8 protein-coding genes and 1 pseudogene are annotated in these 12,968 nt (G+C 61.0%); 1 reads left to right on the top strand and 8 read right to left on the bottom strand.

The genetic code is table 11. The features are described 5' to 3' along the window. Window positions 1-417: 417 nt before the first annotated feature. Window positions 418-1,665, bottom strand: a complete 1,248-nt coding sequence (locus ACERIT_RS15510) for an RNA-guided endonuclease InsQ/TnpB family protein (protein WP_373675767.1) — start codon at window positions 1,663-1,665, stop codon at window positions 418-420. Window positions 1,666-1,817: 152 nt separating this feature from the next. Here ACERIT_RS15510 and ACERIT_RS15505 point away from each other — a divergent pair. Further along, window positions 1,818-3,296, top strand: a pseudogene (locus ACERIT_RS15505) (heavy metal translocating P-type ATPase); the annotation flags it as partial. A 240-nt stretch (window positions 3,297-3,536) separates the two neighbouring features. On the opposite strand, the gene ACERIT_RS15500 reads toward ACERIT_RS15505, so the two are convergent. The 7 genes from ACERIT_RS15500 to ACERIT_RS15470 form a co-directional block, all read right to left on the bottom strand. Next, window positions 3,537-4,589 carry a P-loop NTPase gene (locus tag ACERIT_RS15500; protein WP_373675766.1) on the bottom strand — a complete coding sequence of 351 codons (1,053 nt, stop codon included), beginning with the start codon at window positions 4,587-4,589 and terminating at the stop codon, window positions 3,537-3,539. Window positions 4,590-4,699: 110 nt separating this feature from the next. Next, a complete protein-coding gene (locus tag ACERIT_RS15495; protein ID WP_373675765.1) occupies window positions 4,700-4,936 on the bottom strand; it encodes a hypothetical protein in 237 nt (78 codons plus the stop codon). Beyond that, window positions 4,937-6,256, bottom strand: coding sequence for an NrfD/PsrC family molybdoenzyme membrane anchor subunit (nrfD, locus tag ACERIT_RS15490; RefSeq protein ID WP_373675764.1), 1,320 nt, complete (start codon window positions 6,254-6,256; stop codon window positions 4,937-4,939). It abuts the gene before it with no gap. Then, window positions 6,253-7,488, bottom strand: a complete 1,236-nt coding sequence (locus tag ACERIT_RS15485; RefSeq protein ID WP_373675763.1) for a 4Fe-4S ferredoxin N-terminal domain-containing protein — start codon at window positions 7,486-7,488, stop codon at window positions 6,253-6,255. Before ACERIT_RS15485 ends, nrfD begins: the two co-directional genes overlap by 4 nt. A gap of 47 nt (window positions 7,489-7,535) precedes the next feature. Further along, complete coding sequence (locus tag ACERIT_RS15480) at window positions 7,536-8,495, bottom strand: molecular chaperone (RefSeq protein WP_373675762.1); 960 nt, start codon at window positions 8,493-8,495, stop codon at window positions 7,536-7,538. A 1-nt stretch (window position 8,496) separates the two neighbouring features. Beyond that, window positions 8,497-9,702 (bottom strand): 4Fe-4S dicluster domain-containing protein, encoded by a 1,206-nt coding sequence (locus ACERIT_RS15475; protein ID WP_373675761.1) that lies wholly within the window; start codon window positions 9,700-9,702, stop codon window positions 8,497-8,499. Between the two features lie 2 nt (window positions 9,703-9,704). After that, window positions 9,705-12,968: molybdopterin-dependent oxidoreductase (locus ACERIT_RS15470; RefSeq protein ID WP_373675760.1), on the bottom strand; the 3,264-nt coding region annotated here is incomplete at its 5' end.

The raw sequence follows: 12,968 nt of genomic DNA, 5'->3' as shown, positions 1-12,968 counted from the left end.
TCGTCAGCAACAAATTGGAGGCTCAAACCGAGCTAGCCGGTGACGCTTTGTGAGGTACTGAGTATCGAACTAATAGGATTTCAATAGAGCCGAAATTTTCGAACCGAACCTCCGCCACCGATTCTCGAAACGTACAATGAGGGCACGGCTTTCTCGTCGCAATTGTTCTGACCACCGGGAAACACCTTCCGGAAAGTGGTAGGACAGACAGATCTCCCGACAGAGGGCCTTGTTGAAACCCTCAATTAGTGATAGGTTTCAGCAATCGTGCTGAATACAGCACGCGAGCCATGTTTAGACACTAGCGAGAGGCCCTGGCGCCGAGGATTATGAGCAAGTAAACTACCCCACCCTACTCCCTCGGCGCATACGCGCCTCGGTCCTTGAGGGTGGGGCTTTGATGTGGACTCCCGGCAATCAGTCACCAGCAATAGGCCGGTGACTCTCGCCATTCAACGTCCCACCATTCACACGCAGGCCTACTTCTGCGTCTCCGCTCTCCGACTTGGGCGAGGAACGGAGTCTGTGTGTCCGCTTCCGGGCGTACCGTAGCCCGATATTCTTCGCACCGTTGTAATCCGCGTTCACCTCATAGCCACACTTCTGGCAACAGAAGTGTTCTCCGTGGCGGTTGTCCTCGTGTGTGAACCCACAATCCGTCCGAGAACAGCGTTGAGACGTGTGGTTCGGCGCGACTTGCTCCACGGAGACGCCCTGTTCGGGCGCTTTGTAGGAGACGTACTCGTAGAGGCGTCGGAACGCCCAAACGTGGTGCCACTTCGCCTGCGGAAGCCGCTCTCGAATGTCGGTTAACTCCTCGAACACAATAACGTCGCAGTCGTGTTCGACGGCTTCCGCGACAAGTTCGTTAGCGACCGTGTGGATGTACTGTTTCCGCCACGCTTCTTCGCGTTTCCCGAGGCGAAGCAGGGCGTTGTGCGCGGCTTGTGTGCCGTGGTGTTGCATCTCACCACGCCGCTTCTCAAACTCACGGCACCAGTGGTCGTAGTCGTCTCCCTGCCAGAACGTACCGGTCGAGGAGACTGCCAACGAGTTGACGCCGAGGTCGATACCGAGGACCGTTTGGTCGGGGTGCCCGGTATCTTCCGAAACCTCTGCGTCACCGTCTATCCGCCGCATCGAGAGTTGGATGTAGAACTTGTCGTCCACCGCGTCGTATCGAACCGTACTTTCGCGGAACTCGTAGTCCTCGGAGAGAACGTACCGCTCGTAGGGCGTCGGGCTGTCCGCCGGGAGAACGAACGATGGTTCGACCCGCCCCTCGACGGTTGCCAGCGACACCTTGTTGCGGTAGAAGGTCGCGCTCCGTGCGTCGTAGTCCATCGTTTCGGCGGTGAACGTCGGGCAAGAAACACGCTGTCTTTTCTTCCATCGTTCGACACACGCTTTGACGGCTTCGACGGCGCGTTTGATGGCGGCTTGGACGAGTTGGGCCTGTAGGTCCGTCTCCTCTCGAAGTTCGGAGTAGAGCGCGTCTCGAACCTGCCGTTTGTTGGTCTTGCACTCGGTGTAGGAGGTGTTGGACCAGCAGTAGTCGGCGGTTCGATTCGCGCAGTACAGGTATTGGTCAGCGGTTCGGTGGAGTGCGTCGCGTTGCTCGTCGGAAACATCGAGTTTCACGACGGCGGTTCGACGCACGTCCATGACTTCAGAGAAGTGGTGGCGGTACTTATATATTCGTGAGTCGGTCGGTCGTAGTATGCCAGTTGTGTCGTACCATGTCGGTTTCCTCTCCGGCCTACTCACTCCCTTCGCTACGCTTCGGTCGCTCCTTGAGGCCGGAGGCTCCACCTTGAATTACGCTGACCCTGTTCGGCGCGGTGCTATCGGCCCCGCTGCTGTTCTTCCTAGCCGAGAAATTCCTACTCGGCGGTGGCGTCCTCCCGGAGACGATTCTCGGGATCGAGTTCGGCTGGGTCGAGTTCCTGCTGGCGACGCCCGTTCAGCTGGTTCTCGGTTGGCCGTTCTACAAGAACTCGTACAATGCGCTGGTGAACAACAAGCGCGCCAACATGGACGTGCTGATCGCGCTTGGATCGACCACCGCGTACGTCTACTCCGTGGCCGTCCTCTCCGGGCTGATCGCGGGCGGCCTATACTTCGACACGGCGGCGCTCATCCTCATGTTCATCACGCTCGGGAACTACCTCGAAGCCCGCTCAAAGGGCCAGGCCGGTGAAGCGCTCCGGAAATTGCTGGAGATGGAGGCCGAAACGGCCACCGTCGTCGACGAGGACGGCACCGAGGCGGAGATCCCGCTCGAGGACGTCGACGTCGGCGACCATATGAAGGTCCGCCCCGGCGAACAGATCCCGACCGACGGCGTGGTTGTCGACGGCCAGTCGGCGGTCGACGAGTCGATGGTCACCGGCGAGTCCGTCCCCGTCGAGAAGAGCGAGGGCGATGAAGTGGTCGGCTCTACAATCAACGAGAACGGCGTGCTCATCGTGAAAGCGACGAAGGTCGGGAAGGACACGGCCCTCCAGCAAATCGTTCAGACAGTCAAGGAAGCCCAATCTCGGCAGCCGGATATCCAGAATCTTGCTGACCGCATCTCGGCGTACTTCGTGCCTGCAGTCATCGCGAACGCCATTCTCTGGGGCATCGTCTGGTTCGCGTTCCCCGAAGCACTTGCAGGGTTCGTCGAGTGGCTCCCGCTGTGGGGTGCCGTGGCAGGTGGACCTGCCATCGCTGGTGGGACGGTAACGGTCTTCGAGTTCTCGATCATCGTGTTCGCGTCGGCCGTGCTCATCGCGTGTCCATGCGCACTCGGGCTTGCGACGCCTGCCGCGACGATGGTCGGGACGACCATCGGCGCACAGAACGGTGTCCTGTTCAAAGGCGGTGACATCCTCGAACGGGCGAAGGACGTCGACACCGTCGTCTTCGACAAGACAGGAACGTTGACGAAAGGCGAGATGGAGCTAACCGATGTCGTCGTTTTCGACGGTGGCGGACAGCCAATCACAGACGGCGGCGACACCGCTGCCGATGGCGGCCACCTAACCGCACGTGACAGCCTCAGCGAAGACGACGTGTTGCGGCTTACAGCCACGGCCGAGAGCGGGAGCGAACACCCGCTCGCCCGCGCAATCGTCGACGGAGCCAAAGAGCGCGGGATAGACGTGACCGACCCGGACGACTTCGAGAACGTCCCCGGTCACGGCATCAAGGTGACCGTCAGTGACAGCGAGGTACTGGTCGGCAATCGGAAACTCCTCCGTGATAACGGAATCGACCCCTCGCCAGCTCAGAAGACGATGGGGCGCCTCGAGATTTCCGACGCCGAGCGCCGGCGCATTCTCCGGACGCTCCAGGGGAGCTACCAGCTGATCGAGAGCGAGGGATCGACCCGGTGGCGGACCTACCGGCCGGTCGCCGACGTCGGTGTGGAACAAGTGATCGCAGAGTAGCCTACGGAGGCGTCGAGAATGTCACTACCAAATAGTAGAACACCACGATAATCCCAGCCACCTCACCAACCTGCGCTAATGGTCGGGAAAGCGGTTTTAGCCTCATTCCTTGACGTGCTCGGCCACTCGCCGCCGATTCGCCTGGCCAACGTTATCGGCGACAGTCTCGGCGAGTTGCATCAGTTCCGGCCAGAGAGGGCTCTCTTCGTCGCGCACAACTGGGCCCTCGCTCTCCTCACTGGTGAAGTCCGGATGGGCCGGCAACCTCGCGAGAATCGGAGCGTCGAACGAGTCATCCGGCTCCGAGCGTCCAAAGACCGGGTGCTCTTCGTCACACTCGGGACACCGGAATCCGCTCATATTCTCGACGACGCCGAGTACCGGGACATCGTGCTGTTCGAACAGACGCAGACCCTTGCGAGCGTCGTCGACGGCCATCTCTTGGGGGGTCGTGATGATAACGACGCCTGCAACGGGCAGCGTCTGCACGAGGTTGAGTGAGGCATCACCGGTCCCTGGCGGCAGATCGACGATGAGGTAGTCGCGATATCCCCACTGAACCTCGTTGATGAACTTCATCATCACGTTATTGACCATCGGGCCGCGCAGTGCAGCCGGCTCGTCACCCGTTTCGGGCATGAGGTACTCCGTACTCATGACCATCACGTCGTCCGATTCCGGTGGGAGAATGTCCCCATTGGGAGCAACTCCCGGCTCGTCGCCTGTCGGAAGGAGTGTCGGGGCGTTCGGTCCGTGCACGTCTGCATCCAGTAGTCCGACGCGTGCCCCCTTCTCGGCCAGTCCGGCTGCGAGGTTTGCGGCGACTGTGGTCTTTCCGACACCACCCTTGCCGGAGGCGACGGCGATCACGTTCCGCACGCCTGGAAGGACATCCGTGACGAAGCCGTGCTCCTCGTCGACGGCAGCTGTCAGGTCAACATCCAGTCCCAGCTCCTCGACGGTATCACGGATGTTCTCGCCGATCGCTCTCTCGGTCGGCGCATGCGGCGCGTTGAACGCCAGCGAGATCAATGCTGTAGTCTCATCGTGGATGGTTACGTCGTTGACAAGGCCGAGCGAGACGATATCGTCGTCGTTCATCGGGTCCTCGATCTCGGCGAGCCGATCCGTCAGTTCTGTTTTGGTTACGGTCATGGGTCGATATACGGAAGTTATTCGGTGGGGTGAGTTCGATTGATTCTCGTCGCGACGATTACAGGCGTCCGGTCCGCCGCTGGACCGGACGGCGGCCGTTGCTCCAGTATTCAAAAGTACACGAGTTCGATCACCACCGTGGCCACGTACAGGCCGCCCCAGAGGACGGTCGTCAGTCCGGCGAGATAGACGACGCCGAGCAGTCCCTTCTTGTAATCACGTGGCTCACCGAGGAACCACGCGGCGATCATGAGGTATATTGGCAAGAGAACGATCCCGAAAATCAGGTACGTCCCCGGGCCGACGAAGGGCAAGGTGTACGACGGTGATGCGGCGAGTGGAATCATTTATGAGTTCACCTCCTCGTTGTCGTGTTCTTCGATTGCATGGAGTTCGACCACCGGAATGACCTTCGAGACGGTCAGGAAGGACAGCACGACGATACCGACCGTGCCGACCACCGCCGACAGTTCGACAATCGAGGGAACGTAGGTGCCTGGCACGCCCTCGTACAGCTGGAAGTGGGCGTGCTGAATCCCTTCGACGACGAACAGCGTCTTCTCCAGCAGTGTGCCGACGAGTACGCCCAGCGACAGGACGACCATGAGGCGAATGTCGAACAACGAGGGACGCAGTACCGACGCGAAGATGTAGAGCAACGCGAGGACGACGAGCCCGATGGCGACCCAGTACAGCGGTGTCGCAATTTTTACCTCGGTGGCATGCTGGAGCGTCGTTGGGGCAGCGAAGATGCCGGTTATGACCTGCTGGAGTTGCAGCCAGAGAAACAAAAGGGCGAAAAATCCCAGCCACTGGGCCAGACCGCGGAACACTTCTTCCGGGATTAGGTCCTCCCAGCCGTACGCATAGCGAAAGGCTGCAGAGATGACGATGATACCACTGACGGCCGACGTCAAGGCGATCGAGAGGAACGACGGCCCCTGCACACCGCCCTCCCAGCCGGCCATCGAGGGGAGTACCGAAAACAACCACGGGATGACCCCACCGTGCAAGAGCAGCGGTGCCATGATGATGATCGCGAAGGCGAGCCACCAGACCATCCGCTCGACGATGGCGTCCTCCGCCTCGGAGTAACCGACCATCAGGATCTTGTAGATCGGCTCGAACACGTCCGGCAGTTGGCTGCGTAGTCGGTGGATATCGTACCGGACAGTCAATAGCAGATAGGTCGCAGTCAATACGAAGTAGGCAGTGATGACGGTCACGTCCCACATGAGCGGGGACCACTGGACGCGTGTCGGCCAAGCTGGCAGGACGCTCGTTACCAGTCTGTCCGGTCGACCGACGTGGATCATGATGAATAAACCGGCACAGGTCAACGCTGCGAGCGTCAACAGCTCGGCCAACCGTGCGACCGGCTGGTACGTGTCGAGACCGATCAGGCGGACCGCGGCCGACAGGATGATTCCGCCGTGTGCGATACCGACCCACCAGATGAACGCCCCGATGTACAGGCCCCACGCTACGCCGCCACTCGAGCCCCAATCACCGAGATTAGTGACGATCAGTCCATACTGGAGTTGCTGGACGTAGAAGTACAGCCAGAACCCGATCGCGGCAGAGGCGATCGTGGTGGCGGCGAGGTAGCGCCGCGTGTAAGAGTTGATCGGTCGCAGGAGCGTCTCGGTCGAAACATCGGAACTCATGCCTGCTCACCCCCATTGTTAGCCTCCTCTTTGGCGTCCAAAACCTCGGATTTCCGGTCATCGATCAGGCCGAACTCCTCGTAGCTGACCGGTCCCTCAACCTGCCTGGCGTCTTCGGACGGCTCGTTGCCGATGAAGATGACGCCGGGATCGGTCCCACGATCTTCCATTGCACGGAATGTCGAGACAGTGTTTTCCGTTCGGTCATCGAATTTCGACCGATCGTTCGGGTGTGCTTCTCTGTATTCCCGGATATGTTGATTCGGGTCGCTCTCCGGGTCGTTCAGGTCGCCGAAGTGGATCGCGTCTCGCTGGCACGCCATCTCACACATGGTGGTCCCGACGAGCTTCTCGCCCGCCTGCCCATCCTGCCAGGCCGGCTCGAATGTGCATTTCCCCATGGCACCGTTCGGCGGGGGACCGTCAACCCACATCTCCCGCTCGTCGTGTGTGAAGCCCTCGTTTTCTCTGGGCGTGTCGGGGTCACCCCACTGGAAGTAGTTTGCACCGTACGGGCACGAAACCATACAGTACCGGCAGCCGATACAGATGTCGTAGTCCGTGAGGACGAGTCCGTCCTTCTCCCGAGTGTGGCGGGCCCCGACCGGACACACCTTCTCGCAGGGCGCGTCTCCACAGTGCATGCACGTCCGGACGAAGAAATTCTCGTCGGCCTGATCGGGGTCAGCGTAGGCCATCACGTAGATCCAGTGCGCACCTCGAGACGTTCCGTGAAGCCTCTTGCAGGCCTCCACACACTCGAGACAGCCGTCACAGTTGTTCAGGTTAATGACCATTCCCAACCGGGTCCCGTCGTCGTTAGGCTCGTCCGAGACGGCTGCACTAGCTGCGTCACTGTCACCCAGTAGCATCGACAGGCCCATCGCGACCGCTCCTCCTTTCTTGACGACCTCGCGCCGGGACGCCTCGTCATCGAAGGCGTTCGAGGCGCGAGAAACGATGCCCGCTTCGCCCTCGTCGGTGTCGATCGCTTCGCTCACTCCCGTCTCGATAGCTCGCTCGTCCACGTCGAACTCCTCGCGGACGGTGTCGTGATACTTCTCGTGGAACTCAGGTTCACTGAGCTCACCCGCGACCACTCGCTGGGCATCTTTCGCCAGCTCGACACCGAGTTCCGTGTCGAACTCAGTCTCTGCAAGCTGCTCGGCTGCCCGTTCCTCCCACTCGTCGTCGAACGGTACTGGGGTCGATTCGTCGTTTGGGTGCGTCATCCTTTCTGACTCCTGTGTATTGGTTGTCGCTGCATTGGTTCGGATAGCTAGCGCTCGAACGTTCCGTCCTGATCTGTCTCAGTCGCGTCGAGATCCGGGAGTGCGGAATCCTGCCCGGCAACGCCCTGCGGGTTCACACCACACCCTCCACAGCCACGTCCCGAGTCGCCGAAGACGTCCTCGTTCCACTCGGAGACTTCGGGGTTGTTGGGGACCCACTCTGGATCGACATCGAGTCGGTCGATCTCTTCTTTCAGGAGAACAGCCAAGAGATCCGCGAGCGCAGCATAGAAGCCATCGCCGTTGTGCTGACTGACTTCGTCAACGAACCGCCAGTACCACCGGCCGAGGTGTTCCTCGACGAACTGGAAGCGGGCGTTACCAACGACCGCCAACCCCTCGCTGTCATCCACGTGACGGAGTGTCGACTCCTGCAACGAGAGCAAGCCGAGGAACTCCAGCAGGAAACAGATGTGGTCTCGACGGTCGTTCTGTCCCGGTGCGACTTCGAGGTCGAATGCCTCGTAGAACCCGCTGAGATCTGCAAGCTTGCGAACGTTCGTCATCAGTGGTCCCGGCATGTAGGTCAGCTCGTAGGGGGAAACGGAGACCCCTTCCTCGACGCCGAACAGCGACGCCCACTCGTCGTGAAGTACATCGGCGTCGTCGACGTGTGCCCCGATGGCTTGGGCTCGCTCTTGCAAGTCGTCGTCGATGACTCCCGCGGACTCGACGAGGTCGGTAGAGTAGGCATCCGCATCGACCGCTTCCTGAAACGCGCCGCCTGGGCGTTCGAACCCAAGTGCGAGCAATGAGTATACCCGGCTCCGATGGAACGCAGTCGCTTCGTCCCCTGGAACGTCCGGGGTGAGCTGTTCGGAGTTCGTGTCGGTCGAACCGTCATCGTCGAGTTCGTGGTCCTCTACTGGTCCCTCACCGGGTACGACACTATCGGGGCCGGGACGGGTCCCGCTCGGCGAGTCCCCGAGGATGGTGTCTTTGCTCATATCAGGTCACATCCAGTCGGTAGACCTCTCGGTCCTCATCGTATCGCTCACGGTCAGCGGTCGGTTCCATGATCGGCACGCGGCCGACCTCGTCCCCCTCGTAGTAGCCGACTGCCTCGTCGCCGTCGAGTTCGAAGGCGGTGATCGACCACTCAGTCGATCCCATCAACTTGAACAGTCCTTCCAGTTCAGGCTCATCACCATCGCGCATCGCACGGTAGGTGTCAATTGCCTCCTTGACGCCGGGGCCGAACATCTGTTCGAGGTAGTCAGTCGGCGCCGTAATCGGCGGCACGTAGTAGACGTTGGGCTCCAACCCGAACTGCGGGTACAGCGGTTTCGCTATCTCTTTCTGGTGGACAACGAAATCCAGGGGGTTCGTCGGTTCCGAAGCGGGGTTCGAGTCGTCGGCTTCGTCCGGCGGGTTGATATACCCGTGCAGTCGGATCTTCCCGAGACAGTTCTCGAAGCACTGGGGGGCTTTCCCCTGTTCAGTCTTGGGGAAGCAGCCGACACACTTCTGGGACACCCCTTCAGCCATGTTGAAGATGGCTTTCTTGTACGGGCAGGCCTCGTTGCACTGTCGGAAGGCCGCACAGGAGTCCTCGTCGATGAGCACGATGCCGTCCTCTTCGCGCTTGTAGATGGCCGGAACTGGACAGGAGCCGGCACATGCCGCGTACGTACAGTGATTGCAGATACGCGGCAGGTAGTGGAACCACACCGGATGGGTCGTCTCGTCGAAGTGCTGGATCGACTCCATCGTATCACCGGCGACCTCGTCCTCGCCGAGGTTCGGATACCGATAGTCGTCGGCGTCCGGCAGGATGCCGGGGAGGTCGCTGCCGACGCTCTGGGATTCCTGGGGGTGGTTCTCCGGCGCGCCCCAATCAGTGCCGTTGGCCTCGAACAGCGTTTCACCCTCGTAGGTGCCGTCGTCGGCCCACTCGTTCGGACCGAGATCTTCGAGAACGCGCTTGTCCCAGCCGACCGGATGCGACCCGTAGGGTTTGGTCTCGACGTTGTTCCAGAACATGTGCTCTTGACCCTCACCGTGGGTCCACGTTGTTTTGCACGCGAGCGTACACGTCTGGCACTCGATACACTTGTTCAGGTCGAACATACCCGCCCACTGTTTCTCGGGGCGAGCCCCCTCGTAGGGGTAGTCCATTTTACGGCCGAGCTGCCAGTTATCGACTGTTGGCATCGTTAATCATCCTCCGTTGAGACGTAATCGCCATCGAGATAGCGCTGCATCGACTCGGTCTCGTAGGTCGGTCGCAGTCCCATCTCGGCGGGCCGCCACAGCCCCTCGCCGTCCTCGCCCGCATCACCTTCCTTCTCGAACTTGACGAACGACTCCCGGGGCGCACCGTTCGCACAGTGGACGTCCGGGGAGAACCCCTTCCCAATGGACTGACCCATCAGGCCCTTGCGGTTCATCTCGTCGGTCAGGATGGTCGGACGGAGCCACGAGCGGGTCATGCTCTGGTGGCCACCCCGGCGATACAGCGATACGTAGTCGGTCTCCTCGTTTTTTGCGAGGCCCTTACGGTCGGGCGTCGCCTCTGTCGTGCCGTGGCTGGCCTGGTTGAGATTGTGCCAGGAGCGGGTCACACCCCGAGGCATGGCGGGCTGATACCGAACTCGCATCAGTGCCCGCGCGTACTCATCAGGGTCGCCGTCGGCACCCAGGTATGGTCGGTCTTTGGGGTCGGCGTCGACCCACACGTAGTCCCCATCCTCGAATCCTTCCTCCCGAGCGTCCTCGGGGTTCATCTCGACGTAGCCCTCGCCAAAGTACGGCTTGCGCTCGTCCTTCCGGTCGCGATCGCCGAACGGACCCCACCAGACAGCGATGTTCGGCAGGGCGTTGGCGAACGTGTGCGCGCCGTGCCGGTATTTGGGCGTCATGTACGAGTACTGGAACCCCGAATCGAGATCTTGCAAGGGGTGATTTGAGTCCAGCAGTTCGTCTGTTCCAAGCACCTCGTTGCGAACCTGGCGAAGTGAGGCATCGGCTACGTCGTCTTCCTCCCATCCAAGGTCCGCTGGGGTCTTCGGATCGATGAGCGGGTGATCGCTATCGTCGACGATAACGTTCGGCCGGTAGATCGTCCCATCGACGGCTTCCCGGTGTACCGGGAGGTTCTCGCCGACGTTCGTCCAGGTTTCCTCCTCACGGAAGAACTCCAGTCGACCCGTCCTGGTGTACCAGGGTTCGTCGTCTTCGATCTGCCGGGTACCGATTTTCGCCGGGTAGGTCGTACTCATCATCAGAGCCGGTTCGCCCCGTTCGGACCGCTCGATCAGGTCCTCGACGTCATACCCCTTGGTCATGTTCGAGTTGTCGAGAATCCGCTGGAGGTACGGCTTGCCCTTGTGCTCCTCCTCGTCGATGAACTCCCACATCTGCTCGAGACGGGGTTCGTTCAATCTCTCGGCCAACTCCCCCGCCACGCCTTGATAGATCTGGGCGTCGTGCCGCGAGTCGTAGATGCGGTCGATGCCCGTCTCCGGGAACACCATGAGGAAGGGGTTGGTAACCGAGGCAGTGACGTCGTGGATCTTCTGTTCGCCCCACGAGTCCGCCGGGAAGACGATGTCCGAGTACTCGCAGGTCATCGTCCACCACCACTCGTTGCAGAAGAACGCCTCGAGCTTCCCCGTCCGTAACAGCCCCTCGATGATCTTGTACGACCCCTTCGCATTGCCGAGGATCGAGTTCGACCCGGAGACCCAGAGAGATTTCGTGGGCGTGTTCATGTGGGAGTCGCCCATATGGTACTCGCCTTCGACTTTCAGCGGCTTGTCGAGGTTGGAATAGAAGTGCATTGACTCCATCGTGATCCGGCCGTCGACGCTGGAGTCTTTCTCCGGGTCGAGTTCCGGATTGAATGGGTCCTCGAGGTGGTAGTGGGGGAGCCCGTTGAACATCGACGCCCGGTAGTTCCCCGCGTAGCTGCCGATGTTGCCGCCGTGTGTGCCGACGTTCCGCGTCAGCGACGCCATCAGGAACGCGGCGCGGTCTTTCAGATCGCCGTTGAAGTACTGATTCGGCCCCATGCCGGTCATCAGTAGCGTCCGTTCCTTGTTGTCGGCAAACTGCTCGGCGAGACTCACCACCGCCTCGGGGTCGGTTCCGGTCACGTCAGCGGTCGATTCGGGGTCCCATGTCCCATCCAGGTACTGTCTGACGAGGTCGAACACCGGACGGACCTCGACGGTCTCGCCGTCGGTCAGTTCGAGTTCCCAGCTCCCTTCGAGCGCCGCCTCGATGTCGAACTCGTCACCGACCTCCTCGCGATCGATGGCTCGAACGCCCCCGACCCCGTCGTCGTAGACGACGAAGTCGTCCCAGTCCTCCCGCTGGTCGGGGGTAATCCACTGGTCAGCCGTGTCGACGGTCGTCGGTGCTGGATGTTCGGAGGCAGGTGCGACCCGGGTTCTGTCAAGGTCCGCTGGGTCGTAATCTTCGAAAACGTCACTCGCACGGAGGTGTTCACCCGTGTCCATGCGCACCAGCAGAGGGAGATCCGTGTTCGCTTGGACGAACTCCTCGTCGTAGGCATCGCTCGCAATGATCTGCTGGGAGACACCGAGGAACAGCGCTGAGTCCGTCGCCGGGCGGACGATAACGAGTTCGTCACACTTCGAGGCCGTGGCGTTGTAGTCGGTGAAAATGCCAGTCACCGTCGCACCGTTCATCTTAGCCTCGGTCAGCCAGTGGGAATCGGCCATCTTCGTGCAGATCCAGTTCATCCCCGACATGACGATGTGGTCGGCGTACTCGACGTTCGCCAGGTCGAAGTCCACGGTCTGTTGGCCCGTCACCATGGGATGCCCCGGCGGCAGGTCCGTGTGGAACGAATAATTGTCCCCACCGACGCCGCCGAGCGCTTCGCCCTCCGGGACGTCCCGGACATGGTGGTCGACCAAGGCCATCGAGTTGGCGACCCGGTACTGTCCGAACAGGCCGAGCGTGCTGAGCATCGGCATCCCGCCACGGAACTTCATCGTGCGGGTGCCGACGCCCTGCATCTCCTCGACGACCCGCTCGTCGTAGTCCTGTTCGAGCAGCATCTGCTGGGCTGCGTCGCCAGAGTAGTGATCGGCGATTTCGAGGAATGTCTCCGCAGCGTACTCGAAGGCCTCGTCCCAGCTCGCCTCGTCCCAGCTGTCCTCCCCACGTTGGGCGTATTCTTCGGGCATACCCCCGTCCTCGTCGCGGGGGAATCCCTCGTCAACCCACCGTTTGAACCCCTCTCGGATCATCGGCGACGTCACACGTCGCTCGCCGTAGAACCGCTCGACCATCGACAGACCCTTCTGGCAGACGCGCGGGTCCCAGCGGTCAGAAGCCTTGTTACCGTACAGGTCCTCGGCCCCCCCGTAGTTCATCGAGGGACCGAGTCGTGTGACGACGCCGTTCTTGACGTTGGCTTCGAGATAACAGTTGTGTGTGTCGTTGGG

Origin of the sequence: Halopenitus sp. H-Gu1, assembly GCF_041821145.1 — an archaeon.
GTDB lineage: Archaea > Halobacteriota > Halobacteria > Halobacteriales > Haloferacaceae > Halopenitus.
Note: the sequence above shows the minus strand (reverse complement) of the source record. Positions and strands in the feature narration are given on the sequence as shown.

Coding starts and splice junctions, on each gene's coding strand:
- ACERIT_RS15480 (WP_373675762.1), bottom strand. CDS start 8,495: ATGAGCAAAGACACCATCCTCGGGGACTCGCCGAGCGGGACCCGTCCC.
- ACERIT_RS15475 (WP_373675761.1), bottom strand. CDS start 9,702: ATGCCAACAGTCGATAACTGGCAGCTCGGCCGTAAAATGGACTACCCC.
- ACERIT_RS15510 (WP_373675767.1), bottom strand. CDS start 1,665: ATGGACGTGCGTCGAACCGCCGTCGTGAAACTCGATGTTTCCGACGAG.
- nrfD (WP_373675764.1), bottom strand. CDS start 6,256: ATGAGTTCCGATGTTTCGACCGAGACGCTCCTGCGACCGATCAACTCT.
- ACERIT_RS15485 (WP_373675763.1), bottom strand. CDS start 7,488: ATGACGCACCCAAACGACGAATCGACCCCAGTACCGTTCGACGACGAG.
- ACERIT_RS15500 (WP_373675766.1), bottom strand. CDS start 4,589: ATGACCGTAACCAAAACAGAACTGACGGATCGGCTCGCCGAGATCGAG.
- ACERIT_RS15495 (WP_373675765.1), bottom strand. CDS start 4,936: ATGATTCCACTCGCCGCATCACCGTCGTACACCTTGCCCTTCGTCGGC.